The following is a 14,163-nucleotide window of genomic DNA, read 5'->3' as shown; positions in this document are numbered from 1 at the left end:
GTACTCTCGCCCCGCCCATCGGGAGGGACCATTGGGTTTAATCGAAGGTGGTGAAACCGCGCCTCAGTGCGAAACCGGGACTACGGAGCCTTCAGAGGATACCTGAAAGCGTGCCACGTTGGCTCGCTGGTAGGGGGTCAGATCGACGATAGCGCCGTTCTGCTGAACCTGGACCGCCGAGGCGTTGCCCAGGGTCACCCGGGTCACCTGGCCCGGCGTGAAGCTGCGGCTCTCGCCGGATTTGATCAGCGCCTTTTCGACGGTGGCGCCGTCCGGACCACCGATATCGACCCAGCTGTCGCCACTGAACTGCATCTCCAGCGTATTGGCGGAAACGGGCGCAGTGGGTGCCGAACGCGGCACCGGCGACAGCGAAGCGACATACGGGGTTGCGGCCGGCTTGCTGGCCGGGGCACTGGCGACTTCAACCGGGGCTGCCGGCTCGACACCCGCAGCGGAGGGGGCCACCGGCACAGCGGCCGGGATCGCGTCCAGCGAGGCGGTGTTCGGCGACGGCGTGGCACTGCCATCGAAATGGCCGCGGGTGGCGAACCACACCGGCACGGCCAGCACGGCGGTGATGCCGACGTACAGCACGCGCCGGCCGAGATTCTCGGCAATGCGGCGCGCACGCGGGGTATGGGTATGGCTGACCAGGGTGGGCGGCACTACCGGCCCCACCTGTGCCTGCTCGAGCAGCTGGCTCACATCGACATCAAGCAGGCGCGCGTAGCTGCGCAGCTGGCCGCGCACGAATACAGGCGCCCCCAGCTTCTGCCACTGCTCTTCTTCCAGCGACTTGACCACCTGGACCGGCATGCGCAGGCGCGAGCCGACATCCTCAAGGGTCAGTCCGGCCGCTTCACGGGCCTGGCGCAGGCGGGTGCCGCAGCCGGCCGCAGTCTCGAGAGCGCTCACAGTCTGGTCATCAATCACAATGCATCAACCCTGGAGTTAGGAGCCCGCTTCCTGCGGAAATTCCTGTCGAATCCGCTGGAGATAGCGGTCAGATGCCGCCCTATCCCCCAGCCGCGCTTCGATTTGAGACGCAAGTTGTAACACGGAACGCGTTGCGGGTGCAGCCGCAATCCTACGTTCGGCGAAGGCCCGGGCCTCCATGTAGCGGCCCTGGCGGAAGCTGAGCTGGGCCATGGCCTCCAATGCGACCGGGTTGCCGGGCAGTGTCGCCAGCGCCGCGCGCAGGTCGCGCCCGGCACGTTCGAACTGGCCTGCATCCAGCGCACAGCTGCCGGCGTTGGCCTGTGCTTCGGCTACGGCGGGATTGCCCGGCGCCCGCTGGGCACGATCGAACCAGATCAGCGATTCGGCCGCCTGACCCTGCTGGCAGAGCCAGGCACCATAGTTGTTGAGCACGTCGCCGCGTTGCGGCGCAAGCTCGGCAGCCTTGCGGAAGTTCTCGCCGGCCTGCTGGCTGCGACCGCGACGCTCGTCGATGCCCGCAAGCAGGACCAGGCCGTCGGGGGCCGTCGGCACCAGCTTCTGGGCTTCGCGCGCCTTGCGCTCGGCAGCATCGAGATTACCGCCCTGGATGTCGCGGCCGGCCAAGGTCAGCAACTCCTGCCAACGCACCTGCTGTCGCACCCCTTCCGGATCACGGACGGAGTAGACCGGCGCCTCGCTCGGGCCAAGCTTGGCCTTGGGATGGGATTTGCAGCCGCCGACCGCAATGGCCAGCACGCCTGCGAACAGAACCAGCCAGAGGCGGTCAGGCCGCGGCATCGCTCCCCTTCCCCGCCTGCAGCGTCTTGTTGAACTCCGCCTGGCGGCGGGTGCGGTCCATCACCTGGCCCTTGAGCTGGCCACAGGCGGCGTCGATGTCGTCGCCACGGGTACGGCGGACCATGGTCAGCACGTTGCTGTCGAGCAGGATCTTCTGGAAGGCACGGATGTGCGCTTCTTCCGAACGCTCGTAGCGGGTGCCCGGGAACGGGTTGAAGGGAATCAGGTTGACCTTGCCCGAATCCTTGGCCTGCACCGCGTTGTCGAACTGGCGCATCAGGCGGGCCAGCTCGCGGGCATGCTCGGGCTTGTCGTTGATGCCCTTCATCAGGGTGTATTCGAAGGTGACCGATTCGCGGCGCTTGTTGGCGCGCAGGTAGCGTGCGCACGAGGCCATCAGCTCAGCGATCGGGTACTTCTTGTTGAGCGGCACCAGCGTCTCGCGCAGCGCGTCGTTCGGCGCATGCAGCGACACCGCCAGCGACACGTCGCTCTCGGTGGACAGGCGATCGATCTGCGGCACCAGGCCGGAGGTCGACAGGGTCACGCGCTTGTTGGCCAGGCCGTAGCCCAGGTCGTCGCGCATCACGCTCATGGCGCGCACGACGTTGTCGAAATTCATCAGCGGCTCGCCCATGCCCATCATCACCACGTTGGTGAGGCGGCGCATCTGGTGCGGCACGTTGCCCAGGTGGCGTGCGGCAACCCACACCTGGCCGATGATCTCGGCGGTGGTCAGGTTGCGGTTGAAGCCCTGGGTGGCGGTGGAGCAGAACGTGCAGTTCAGGCCGCAACCAACCTGCGAGGACACGCACAGCGTGCCGCGGGTCTTGTCCGGGATGTACACGGTCTCGATGGCGTTCTTGCCATCCACGCCCATCGCCAGCAGCCACTTGTGGGTGCCGTCGGCGGAGGGCTTGTCGAACACGATGTTCGGAACCAGCACCTCGGCATGGGCCTGCAGCTTGGCGCGCAGGACCTTGCCGAGGTCGGTCATTTCATCGAAATCGGTGACGTAGCGATGGTGGATCCACTTCATCACCTGATGGGCACGGAACTTCTTCTCGCCGAGAACCTCGACGAAGAACTTCTCCAGGCCCGCGCGATCGAGGTCGAGCAGGTTCTGCTTGCCAGCCGTGGGTGCCGACTTCGGCAGCGGCTGGATGGCGGGGGACTGTACGACCTCGTTCACGGCATTACTCTCAGCGCGAGACGACTTCGGTGGCGGCGAAGAAGTAGGCGATTTCAATCGCGGCATTCTCGACCGAGTCCGAGCCGTGGGCGGCATTGGCATCGATGGATTCGGCGAAGTCGGCGCGGATGGTGCCCGCAGCGGCTTCCTTCGGGTTGGTGGCGCCCAGCAGGTCGCGGTGGGCCAGGACGGCGTTCTCGCCTTCCAGGGCCTGGATCATCACCGGGCCGGAGATCATGAACTCGACCAGCGCGTTGAAGAACGGACGCTCGCGGTGCACGGCGTAGAAGCCTTCGGCTTCACGGCGCGACAGCTGCTTGTACTTGGCGGCCACGACCTTCAGGCCGGCCTTCTCGAAGCGGGCGTAGATTTCGCCGATGACGTTCTTGGCAACGGCGTCCGGCTTGATGATCGAAAGGGTGCGCTCCAGCGCCATGGGATGTCTCCAATGGAATCGGGCCGCTGATGGCCCGAAGGGTAACATGAAAAAAACCCGCGTCGGGACGCGGGCTTAGCCTGATAAACGTAGGCGAATTGTAAGAGATCCCACTCAGTAGTGCCAGCCCATGGCTGGCAGGCCTGATGCCCGGCGTTTGCGGTCCCGGGGCTCCCATTCAGGATTGGGGGTTGCCAGCCATGGGCTGGCACTACTGAATCCCCTGTAACCGCCCGGCCGGTTTTGCTGCACTGCAAAATGCCATACGCCACCGTCTGGTTCTAGTATCAAACAATCGTTTGATTAAGGTCTGCCCGCCGATGGCCAAACCCGCCCACTTCTCGACCAAGGACCGGATCCTCGGTGCCGCCGAGGAGCTGTTCGCCCAGCACGGCTTCGCCGGCACCTCGCTGCGCCAGGTGACCAGCCAGGCCGACGTCAACATCGCCGCGGTCAACTACCACTTCGGTTCCAAGGAAAACCTGGTCAACGAGGTGTTCCGCCGCCGCATGGACGAGATGACCGGTGCCCGCCTGTCGCAGCTCGAGCGCGCCCGCAGCGAACACCCCGGCGAACTGCGCCCGGTGCTGGCCGCCTTCGTCGAGCCGGCGCTGGCACTGGCCCAGGACCGCCAGAACGGCGGCGCCTTCGTGCGCGTGATCGCACGCGCCTACGCCGAGAAGAACGACAATCTGCGCAAGTTCCTGTCCGACCACTACGGCCACGTGCTGCGTGCGTTCGGCAAGGCGATTGCCGAATGCGCGCCCGACCTGAGCAAGGAAGAGCTGTACTGGCGCCTGGATTTCCTGGCCGGCTCGCTCACCTATGCCATGGCCGACTTCGGGCTGATCAAGCGTCCCGCCGGTGTCACCGAAGCGGCGCATCGTGCCCATGCCGCCCACGAACTGATCCATTTCGCCGAAGCCGGGTTCCGCGCCGCCGCACGCGCCAGCGCCCTGCCCGCTTCCCTTGATTCCACCCAGTAACTGCTGACCAACAAAGGCCCTACACCATGTCCAATTCCCTGCTAGTCCGCCGCGCCGCCGTGCTGGGTGCCGGCGTCATGGGTGCCCAGATCGCCGCCCACCTCACCAATGCTGGCGTCGACACCGTGCTGTTCGACCTGCCTGCCAAGGAAGGTCCGGCCGACGGCATCGTGCTGAAGGCGATCGCCAACCTGGGCAAGCTGAGCCCGGCGCCGCTGGCCAGCAAGTCGCTGGCCGAAGCCATCACCCCGGCCAACTACGAGTCGGGCCTGGAGCAGCTGAAGGACTGCGACCTGATCATCGAGGCCATCGCCGAGCGCATGGACTGGAAGCAGGACCTGTACAAGAAGATCGCGCCGTTCGTGGCCGACCACGCGGTGCTGGCCTCCAACACCTCGGGCCTGGGCATCAACAAGCTGGCCGATGTGCTGCCCGAGCAGCTGCGCCACCGCTTCTGCGGCGTGCACTTCTTCAACCCGCCGCGCTACATGCACCTGGCCGAGCTGATCCCGGCCACCACCACCGACGCCGCCGTGCTGGAAGGCCTGGAAGCATTCCTGGTCACCACCCTGGGCAAGGGCGTGGTGTACGCCAAGGACACCCCGAACTTCATCGGCAACCGCATCGGCGTGTTCTCGATCCTGTCCACCATCCACCACACCCAGCAGTTCGGCTTGGGCTTCGATGAAGTGGACGGCCTGACCGGCCCGCTGGTGGGCCGCCCGAAGTCGGCTACCTACCGCACTTCCGACGTGGTCGGCCTGGACACCATGGCGCACGTCATCAAGACCATGGGCGACACCCTGCCCAACGACCCGTGGCATGAGTTCTTCAAGTCGCCGAAGTGGCTGGATGCACTGATTTCCAAGGGCGCACTGGGCCAGAAGACCGGCGCCGGCATCTTCCGCAAGGTCGGCAAGGACATCGTGGTGCTGGACCTGGAGAAGCAGGACTACCGCCCGGCCGATCGCGCTGCCGCGCCGGAAGTGGTCGAGATCCTGAAGATCAAAAACCCGGCCGAGAAGTTCGCCAAGCTGCGCGAGAGCCAGCATCCGCAGGCGCAGTTCCTGTGGGCGACCTTCCGCGACCTGTTCCACTACAGCGCCTACCACCTGGCCGACATCGCCGAGACCGCGCGCGACGTCGACCTCGCCATCCGCTGGGGCTACGGCTGGTCGCTGGGCCCGTTCGAAACCTGGCAGGCCGCCGGCTGGAAGCAGGTCGCGCAGTGGATCGCCGATGACATCGTGGCCGGCAAGAGCATGAGCAACGCGCCGCTGCCGGACTGGGTGTTCGATGGCCGCGACGGCGTGCATGCCGCCGAAGGCAGCTACAGCCCCTCGCGCAACGCCAAGCTGCCGCGCTCGTCGCTGCCGGTGTACCAGCGCCAGCGCTTCCCGGATCCGCTGCTGGGCGAAAAGTTCGCGCCGGGCGAGACCGTGTTCGAGAACGACGGCCTGCGCATGTGGCACGACGGCGACGGCATCGCCGTGGTCAGCTTCAAGACCAAGATGAACACCGTGTCCGACCAGGTGCTCGATGGCCTGCAGGAATGCGTCAGCCGCGCCGAGAAGGATTTCCAGGGCCTGGTGATCTGGCAGCAGAAGGAACCCTTCTCCGCCGGTGCCGACCTGGCCGGTGCGCTCGGCCTGCTGCAGGCCGGCAAGGTCGACCAGTTCGAAGAGATGGTCGCCAACTTCCAGCGCACCAGCCAGCGCATCAAGTACTCGCTGGTGCCGGTGGTGGCTGCCGTGCGCGGCCTGGCCCTGGGCGGCGGCTGCGAGTTCCAGATGCACAGCGCCAAGACCGTGGCCTTCCTGGAAAGCTACATCGGCCTGGTCGAGGCCGGCGTCGGCCTGCTGCCGGCCGGTGGCGGCCTGAAGGAACTGGCCGTGCGTGCCTCGCAGGCAGCCGGTCCGGGCGGTGACGTGTTCGCCGAACTGAAGAAGACCTTCGAGACCGTGGCGATGGCCAAGGTGTCCAACTCGGCCGTCAACGCCAAGGAACTGGGCCTGCTGCGCAGCACCGACAAGGTGGTGTTCAACAGCTACGAGGCCCTGCACATCGCCAAGGCTGAAGCCCGCGCCCTGGCCGAAGCCGGTTACCGCCCGCCGCTGCCGGCACGCCGCATCCAGGTCGCCGGTGACGTGGGCATCGCCACCTTCAAGATGATGCTGGTCAACATGCTGGAAGGTCGCTTCATCAGCCCGTACGACTACGAGATCGCCGAGCGCATCGCCACCGTGCTGTGCGGCGGCAAGGTCGACCGCGGCACCCTGGTGGACGAAGAGTGGCTGCTGACCCTGGAGCGCAAGCACTTCGTCGAACTGGCCCAGCAGGAAAAGACCCAGGCCCGCATCGCGCACATGCTGAAGACCGGCAAGCCGCTGCGTAACTGATTGATGGCGGGTGCCGGCTGCGGCCGGCATCCCACTGCCTCTGGTAGATGCCCACCCTGGTGGGCACACCGGCAAAACCTATTCGAGAGATCACTGCAATGACCAAGCAAATCCAGGACGCCTACATCGTCGCCGCCACCCGCACCCCGGTCGGCAAGGCGCCCAAGGGCATGTTCCGCAACACCCGCCCCGACGACATGCTTGCGCACGTGCTGCGCAGCGTCGTCGCGCAGGCCCCGGGCGTGGACGTCAACCGCATCGATGACGCGATCATCGGCTGCGCCATGCCGGAAGCCGAGCAGGGCATGAACGTGGCGCGCATCGGCGTGCTGCTGGCTGGCCTGCCGAACACCATCGCCGCACAGACCGTGAACCGCTTCTGCTCCTCCGGCCTGCAGGCCGTCGCGCAGGCCGCCGACGCGATCCGCCTGGGCAACGCCGACCTGATGCTGGCCGGTGGCACCGAGTCGATGTCGATGGTGCCGATGATGGGCAACAAGATCGCGATGGCACCGAGCGTGTTCGACAACGACCACGTGGCCATCGCCTACGGCATGGGCATCACCGCCGAGAAGGTCGCCGAAGAGTGGAAGGTCTCGCGCGAAGAGCAGGACGCCTTCGCCCTGGCCTCGCACCAGAAGGCGATGGCCGCGATCCAGAACGGCGAGTTCAAGGACGAGATCAGCCCGTACGAGATCGTCTCGCACCTGCCGGACCTGGCCGATGGCCAGCGCATCATCACCCGCAACAAGATCGCCGACACAGACGAAGGCCCGCGCCCGGATTCGTCCGCTGAAGGCCTGGCCAAGCTGCGCCCGGTGTTCCGCAACGGCCAGTTCGGCGGCACCGTCACCGCCGGTAACTCGTCGCAGATGAGCGATGGTGCAGGTGCGGTGCTGCTGGCCTCGGAGCAGGCGATCAAGGATTACGGCCTGACCCCGCTGGCCCGTTTCGTCAGCTTCTCGGTGGCCGGCGTGCGCCCGGAAGTGATGGGCATCGGCCCGATCGCCGCGATCCCGAAGGCCCTGAAGCAGGCCGGCCTGACCCAGGACCAGCTGGACTGGATCGAGCTGAACGAAGCATTCGCCGCGCAGTCGTTGGCGGTGATCCGTGATTGCGGCCTGGACCCGAGCAAGGTCAACCCGCTGGGCGGCGCGATCGCCCTGGGCCATCCGCTGGGTGCGACCGGTGCGATCCGTACCGCCACCCTGCTGCACGGCCTGCGTCGTCGCCAGCAGAAGTACGGCATGGTGACGATGTGCATCGGCACCGGCATGGGCGCGGCGGGCATTTTCGAGGCGCTGTAAGGTTCAAAGCGTTGCCTCGTTGGGCTTCATGGCGTGGGCCGGGTTGGCAGGGCTGCCCGGGACACGCCGTGAACCCATCCATGGGGGCTCGATGGCGCCATCCATGGCGCCAACGGTCCCGGGCAGCCCTGCCAACCCGGCCCTTCCAGCCTCCCCGCGGCGGAGGGATGAGCAAAGGCAGTAGATCCACGCCATGCGTGGATGCCTCTGCTCTGGAAACGAAAAAGGCAGCCATAGGCTGCCTTTTTTGCTTGTGCTTCTGCCTTTGATTCCGCCCTTCCCGTCCGCGCCCGCAGGAAACATGACAGGCGGGGCGGGTGGGCCTTTGCAGGACCGTTCGCCGCATGGATGCGGCGACCGAGCCCCCATGGACGGGTTTACGGCGTGTCCTGCAAAGGCCCACCCGTCCCGCCCATCACGTATCAATCAAAGCGCGAACGGAGCGCTTGATAAACCTTATTCCGCCAACATCGCCGTCAGCTTCTCCCGCGCCGGGCCAGCCAGCTTCGGGTTGTCCAGCGCGAAGCGGATCGTCGCCTCCACCAGCCCCAGGTGCGTGCCGCAGTCGAAACGAGTGCCCTCGAATCGGTAGGCATCGACCTCTTCGGTCTTCAGCAGCTGCGCGATCGCATCGGTCAGCTGGATCTCGCCACCCGCGCCGCTGCCAGTCTGTTCCAGCAGCTCGAAGATCTTCGGGCTCAGCACGTAGCGGCCGACCACCGCCAGGTCGCTCGGTGCGTCCTCCGGCTTCGGCTTCTCCACGATCTGCGAGATGCGGCCCTTGCGACCATCGAAGGCCTCGGTCGCGACGATGCCATAGCTGGCGGTCTTGTCGTGCGGCACATCCTCAACAGCAATGACGCTGGCGCCACTGGCTTCGTTGAGATCGGCCATCTGCTTCAGCGCACCCTCGCCGCGGCTCCAGATCAGGTCGTCCGGCAGCAGCACCGCAAACGGTTCGTCACCGATCACGGCCTTGGCACACAGCACCGCATGGCCCAGGCCCAGCGCCTCGGCCTGGGTCACGAAGATTGCGCGCACGCCATTGGGCAGCACGTGACGGATCAGTTCCAGCTGCTCCTGCTTGCCCGCGCGCTCGAGCTTCTGTTCCAGCTCGTAGGCCTTGTCGAAATAGTCGGCGACTGCATGCTTGTAACGGTTGGTGATGAACACCAGCGTGTCACAGCCCGCCTCGATTGCTTCATCCACCGCGTACTGGATCAGCGGCCGATCAATGATCGGCAACATCTCCTTCGGCACGGTCTTGGTTGCTGGCAAAAAACGCGTCCCCAGACCTGCGACCGGGAAAACTGCTTTGCGAATTCGCTTGCTCATTGGTGCCTGTTGGCCTCGCGTGCCGGAAAGGGCACGACTTTAGCGGATGAAATGTAAGCATCCTGTTCGATTGGCGAGAATTCGGGCATCGTCGCGAACAGGACTTCCTTGATGGTTTCGGTGTCGTAGCTGCAGACTGCCTCGCGCAGGCGCGGGACGTTGCCCAGCACCAGATCGCGCGAGAACATGCGCACGCCGGCCTCAAGGACCTTCGGATGCGCCGTGGCGCGGTAATCCTCATCCGAATAGAAAAGCGTCTCGTGCAGCTTCTCGCCCGGACGCAGGCCGGTGTAGATGATCTGCACATCCTTGTACGGCTGCTTGCCCGCCAGACGGATCATCTGCTCGGCCAGCAGCCGGATCGGCACCGGCTCGCCCATGTCGAGCGTATAGATCGCACCGTGCGAGGCCGAGGCCGCTGCCTGCAGGATCAACTGGCAGGCCTCGGGGATGGTCATGAAGTAGCGGCTGACTTCCGGGTCGGTGACCGTGACCGGCCCACCACGCAGGATCTGCTCGCGGAACAGCGGCACCACGCTGCCGGCCGAGGCCAGCACATTGCCGAAGCGCACGGTAACGAAACGGGTATGCGTGGACTTCTGGTCCAGGCTCTGGCAGATCATCTCGGCGTAGCGCTTGCTGGCACCCAGCGCGTTGACCGGGTCGACCGCCTTGTCGGTGGAGATGAACACGAAATGCTCGACGCAGGCCTCCAGGCAGGCACGGGCCACGTTCTCGGTCGCCAGGATGTTGTTGCGCACGGCTTCGCGCAGCTGCCGCTCCAGCACCGGCACATGCTTGTAAGCGGCAGCATGGAACGCGGTGTCGACCGGATGCAGCGACAGCGCATGGCGGATCACCGCAGGATCGCCACAATCACCCAGCACTGCTTCGATCTCGATATCGGGGAAGCTGCGGCGCAGCTCACCTTCAATGGTCAGCAGCAGCAGTTCGCTGATCTCCAGCAGGATGATGCGGCCGGCGCCGTGGCGCGCACACTGGCGGCACAGCTCCGAGCCGATCGAGCCGCCGGCACCGGTAACCATCACGGTGCGCCCGCCCAACCAGCCGCGGATCAGGTTCCAGTCCGGGGTGATCGGCTTGCGGCCGAGCAGGTCCTCGATCGCCACTTCCTTCAGCTGGCCGGGCAGCGACTGGCCTTGCAGGATGTCGCTCAGCTTGGGCACCGTGCGGAATGGCACGCCGGTGCTTTCGCAGATGGCGACCACCCGCTGCATGCCCGCGGCATCCAGCGAGGGCATGGCGATCACCAGCAACTTGGCTGCAGTCTCGCGGACCACCGACGGTGCATCATCCAGGCTGCCCAGGATCGGCAGGCCCTGCAGCTTGGCGCCGCGCAGGTGCGGTGCGTCGTCCAGCAGGCCAACCGGCTCGAAGTTGCCGGAACGGCGCAGATCTCGGACCAGGGTCTCGGCGGCCTGCCCGGCACCCAGGATCAGCACGCGGCGCGCGCTCGAATCCGACTGCAGTGCCTGGTAGTCCTTCCAGGCCCGGTACAGCAGGCGCGGCGCGCCCAGCAGCGCCGACAGCGCGAACGGATAGATCACCAGCACCGACATCGGCACGCCGTCAAAACGCTTCCACATCAGCACCAGCACGATGCCGACCAGGCCGATGAAGCTGGCCTTGAAGATGTTCAGCAGGTCACTGACGCTGGCGAAACGCCACAGCCCGCGATACAGGCCCACGCGCCAGAACACCAGGCCCTGCAGCAGCAGCACCAGCGTGGTGTCGACATTCCAGAGCGGAAGCGCGGGCGCGTTGGGGAGGATCGAGTACCGCCCGGCATGGAGCAGCTGCCAGCATGCCCAGACCATGAACAGGTCGTGGCAGACGATGGCCGAACGCGGCATCAGGCCGAGGATTCTGTCCCGCCAGGGTGAAGCCATAAGTCAGGTAATTCCTTGTCGGTGACGCAATCCATTGCGCAGGAAGAGCCAAAGGACGCTCAGCGCACTGAACCACGCGATCGCCACGACAGCCTCCCACCTCGGCTGCAACTTGGAGCAGACATTAAGCACTGTAATACTGAACAGGCCCAAAGCAAAGTACATCCCTGTCACCTGGGCGTGGCTGGCTCCTGCCTGCACCGCCCGCTGGTAGACGTGCTGGGTATGGGGTTCCATCCAGCGTTGTCCGGAAATGATGCGCGCCGCCAGTGTGAAGCCCGCGTCCACGAGGAACGCCGAAGCCGGCACCAGCAGCAGGATCCAGTTGATGCCGGTACGCACCGCAGCGATGGCCAGGACGACGGCGACTGCATAGCCCAGCGCGCCACTTCCGACATCACCCATGAAGATCCGGGCCCGCGGGAAATTGAATGGCAGAAAACCCAGGCAGGCCAGGCCCAGTGCCACCGCCGCCAGCGAGTACGGCCAGGGCAGCACCGGCGCCAGACCCAGTGCGACAACAATGGCCTGGCTGGCGGCAATACCGTTGATGCCATCCATGAAGTTCCAGATGTTGATCAACGAGGCGGTGAATACCAGCACCAGCCCGGCCAGCAACCAGCTTCCACCGTGCACCTTGACCAGGGCGGCCAGCAGCGCGGCGGCAATGAAGTGCACCAGTAGGCGGCGCATGGCCGGCAACGGCCGGTGGTCGTCCCACCAGCCGATGCCCGCCACCAGAACCAGGCCCAGGCTGGCCACCAGCAGGCTCGGTGTCGATTCAGGCCAGACCCACATCGCTGCACCGGCGGTGACCAGCAGGCTGATGACGATGGCGATACCACCACCGCGCGGCGTCGCCACGCTATGGCTGCGACGCTCGCCGGGCTGGTCCATCAGTTGCTGGCGCAGGGCATAACCCCGTGCCGCCCAGGTCAGCCCCGCACTCAGCAGGGCCAGCCCCAGCAGCGCGCCCATCACGAGCCACGGCATGGATCAGAGCACCGCGTAGTTCAGCAGTGGCTTGACCGTACCCCATTCCTTGCAGCTCGGGCACTGCCAATGGTGGGTGCGCGCACCGAACCCGCAACGGGTGCAGCGGTAAGCGGGATTGCGCACCAGCAGCTGGTCGGTGATGTGCTTGAGGTCATGCAGGGTCGCAGTGGAATCGGCGCCCTCGGCCAGGGTCAGGTCGATCAGCGCGGATTCGCCACGCACCGACGGACGATCCTTGAGCTGGCGGCCAAGGTAGGCCCGGGCCGGAGCCACGCCCTCCTGCTCTTCCATCAGCCGGGTCAGGGCCAGCACCGGGGCGATGCCACGGTAGTGTTCGGTCATTTCCGACAGGAACGCACGTGCGCCGCCCAGGTCGCCGACCTTGCGATAGTTTTCCATCAACGCCGGCAGCAGCTCGGGCAGGTACTCGGGGTCGTTGCGCGCGGCACGTTCGAATGCACGCACCGCGGCTTCAGCGTTGCCCGCATCCGTCTCGAGGCGACCTTCGATGATGCCGGCGCGCACCGACATGGCGTCGGCCTGGTAGGCGCGGGCGATCGCCGCCCTCGCCTCTTCCAGCTTGCCGGCACCGCGGAAGCGTTCAGCCAGTTCGCATTCGAACTGCCCGATCAGCTTGCCCATCGGCTCGCCGGTGACGTCTTCGAAGCGGGTGGCGTTGTCGATCGCCTTTTCCCAGTCACGCTCGGCCTGATAGATGCCGATCAGGTGCTTGAGCGCCTGCGGGGCGCGCTGGTCGAGCTGTGCCAGCTCGGTGAACACGGTCTCTGCGCGGTCCAGCAGGCCGGACTTCATGTAGTCCTCGCCCAGCGCCAGCAGGGCCTGCACGCGCTGCGCGTCGCTCAGGTCGTGGCGGTTGACCAGCCCCTGGTGCAGGCGGATGGCGCGGTCGACTTCACCGCGGCGGCGGAACAGGTGGCCCAGCGCGACCTGGGTCTCGAAGGTTTCCTTGTCCAGCTCGGCGATGTGCAGGAACAGTTCGATGGCCTTGTCCGGCTGCTCGTTGAGCAGGTAGTTCAGGCCACGGAAGTAGGTGCTGGACAGGCGGCTGACCTGGTTGTCACCGTGGCGCTGGCCACCACGCCGGCCGATCACCCACCCGGCCAGTGCGGCCAGCGGAACGAACAGGAAAAACCACAGCCACTCGGTGACGAAATCCATCTTCGATCAGCGTCCATCAAAAGATTGGGGGGAAACACCCGCAGCCGGCGTTGCCGCCACGGACTTGTTGGCACGGCGCAGCTGACCGTAGAGCGGAATGACCACGCTCACCAGTACCAGGCCGGCACCGACGATGACACCGATCAGCAGGGCCGCGATCAGCGCCACGCCGACAGAGGTATTCAACTGGGTAAACAGCAGGTTGATCGACATCGCGGTCATGTTGACCGCACCAATGATCAGCCCAAGGATCAGGACCGCCAGCAGGACCAGCAGACGAAAGACCTTCATGCGACAGCTCCAGTGGCAGGAGTCCGTAGCTTATCCGACCCGCGGCTGGATTCGCACGCGGTGGCGCGACGGAGGCTCAGGCCGGATCGGCGTCCAGCGGCAGCACACTGCTGACCCGCTCGCGCAGTTCCTTGCCCGGCTTGAAATGGGGGACGTGCTTGCCCGGCAGGGCAACCGATTCGCCGGTCTTCGGGTTGCGACCCAGGCGCGGCGGACGATAGTGCAGCGAGAAGCTGCCAAAACCACGGATTTCGATGCGATCCCCGGCGGACAGCGAACCGCCCATCATTTCCAGCAACGACTTCACCGCCAGATCGACATCATCGGCCTTCAGGTGCGCCTGGCGGCGCGCAAGGATTTCGATCAGTTCGGATTTGGTCATTACCGGCTCA

At 65.8% G+C, this 14,163-nt stretch carries 13 protein-coding genes; 3 read left to right on the top strand and 10 right to left on the bottom strand.

Going from position 1 to position 14,163, the window contains the following annotated elements; all coding sequences use genetic code 11:
• Positions 1 to 63 precede the first annotated feature (63 nt).
• The 4 genes from EZ304_RS18305 to ndk are packed head-to-tail and all read right to left on the bottom strand — an operon-like array spanning position 64 to position 3,368.
• On the bottom strand, positions 64 to 936 hold the full coding sequence (locus EZ304_RS18305; protein ID WP_099552920.1) for a RodZ domain-containing protein: 873 nt from the start codon (positions 934 to 936) through the stop codon (positions 64 to 66).
• A gap of 18 nt (positions 937 to 954) precedes the next feature.
• Positions 955 to 1,740, bottom strand: a complete 786-nt coding sequence (locus EZ304_RS18300) for a tetratricopeptide repeat protein (RefSeq protein WP_142807781.1) — start codon at positions 1,738 to 1,740, stop codon at positions 955 to 957.
• Positions 1,727 to 2,932 carry a 23S rRNA (adenine(2503)-C(2))-methyltransferase RlmN gene (rlmN, locus tag EZ304_RS18295; protein ID WP_079221620.1) on the bottom strand — a complete coding sequence of 402 codons (1,206 nt, stop codon included), beginning with the start codon at positions 2,930 to 2,932 and terminating at the stop codon, positions 1,727 to 1,729. The genes EZ304_RS18300 and rlmN overlap by 14 nt, the downstream gene beginning before the upstream one ends.
• Before the next feature lie 10 nt (positions 2,933 to 2,942).
• A complete protein-coding gene (gene ndk / locus EZ304_RS18290) occupies positions 2,943 to 3,368 on the bottom strand; it encodes a nucleoside-diphosphate kinase (protein WP_008265389.1) in 426 nt (141 codons plus the stop codon).
• A gap of 320 nt (positions 3,369 to 3,688) precedes the next feature.
• Here ndk and EZ304_RS18285 point away from each other — a divergent pair, with 320 nt between their 5' ends.
• The 3 genes from EZ304_RS18285 to EZ304_RS18275 all read left to right on the top strand — a co-directional run bounded on the left by EZ304_RS18285 (position 3,689) and on the right by EZ304_RS18275 (position 8,060).
• Complete coding sequence (locus tag EZ304_RS18285) at positions 3,689 to 4,354, top strand: TetR/AcrR family transcriptional regulator (RefSeq protein WP_142807780.1); 666 nt, start codon at positions 3,689 to 3,691, stop codon at positions 4,352 to 4,354.
• Between the two features lie 26 nt (positions 4,355 to 4,380).
• Positions 4,381 to 6,753 (top strand): 3-hydroxyacyl-CoA dehydrogenase/enoyl-CoA hydratase family protein, encoded by a 2,373-nt coding sequence (locus tag EZ304_RS18280; RefSeq protein WP_033834902.1) that lies wholly within the window; start codon positions 4,381 to 4,383, stop codon positions 6,751 to 6,753.
• Positions 6,754 to 6,851: 98 nt separating this feature from the next.
• Positions 6,852 to 8,060: an acetyl-CoA C-acyltransferase gene (locus EZ304_RS18275; RefSeq protein ID WP_108752874.1), complete on the top strand. Its 1,209-nt coding sequence runs from the start codon at positions 6,852 to 6,854 to the stop codon at positions 8,058 to 8,060.
• A gap of 456 nt (positions 8,061 to 8,516) precedes the next feature.
• Here the strand turns inward: EZ304_RS18275 and galU are convergent, their stop codons facing one another.
• The 6 genes from galU to EZ304_RS18245 all read right to left on the bottom strand — a co-directional run bounded on the left by galU (position 8,517) and on the right by EZ304_RS18245 (position 14,153).
• On the bottom strand, positions 8,517 to 9,395 hold the full coding sequence (gene galU, locus EZ304_RS18270; protein ID WP_142807779.1) for a UTP--glucose-1-phosphate uridylyltransferase GalU: 879 nt from the start codon (positions 9,393 to 9,395) through the stop codon (positions 8,517 to 8,519).
• Complete coding sequence (locus tag EZ304_RS18265) at positions 9,392 to 11,305, bottom strand: polysaccharide biosynthesis protein (protein ID WP_185959193.1); 1,914 nt, start codon at positions 11,303 to 11,305, stop codon at positions 9,392 to 9,394. The genes galU and EZ304_RS18265 overlap by 4 nt, the downstream gene beginning before the upstream one ends.
• 3 nt (positions 11,306 to 11,308) lie before the next feature.
• Positions 11,309 to 12,298, bottom strand: coding sequence for an MraY family glycosyltransferase (locus EZ304_RS18260; RefSeq protein ID WP_142807778.1), 990 nt, complete (start codon positions 12,296 to 12,298; stop codon positions 11,309 to 11,311).
• Between the two features lie 3 nt (positions 12,299 to 12,301).
• A complete protein-coding gene (lapB, locus tag EZ304_RS18255; protein ID WP_049428020.1) occupies positions 12,302 to 13,480 on the bottom strand; it encodes a lipopolysaccharide assembly protein LapB in 1,179 nt (392 codons plus the stop codon).
• A gap of 6 nt (positions 13,481 to 13,486) precedes the next feature.
• Positions 13,487 to 13,771 carry a LapA family protein gene (locus EZ304_RS18250; RefSeq protein WP_076739220.1) on the bottom strand — a complete coding sequence of 95 codons (285 nt, stop codon included), beginning with the start codon at positions 13,769 to 13,771 and terminating at the stop codon, positions 13,487 to 13,489.
• Between the two features lie 76 nt (positions 13,772 to 13,847).
• A complete protein-coding gene (locus tag EZ304_RS18245) occupies positions 13,848 to 14,153 on the bottom strand; it encodes an integration host factor subunit beta (protein ID WP_005409286.1) in 306 nt (101 codons plus the stop codon).
• Positions 14,154 to 14,163: the final 10 nt, after the last annotated feature.

This window comes from Stenotrophomonas maltophilia (assembly GCF_006974125.1).
In the GTDB taxonomy this organism is placed as follows: Bacteria; Pseudomonadota; Gammaproteobacteria; order Xanthomonadales; family Xanthomonadaceae; genus Stenotrophomonas; species Stenotrophomonas maltophilia_O.
The sequence above is the reverse complement of the archived record's forward strand: the minus strand, read 5'-3'. Positions and strand labels throughout refer to the sequence as shown.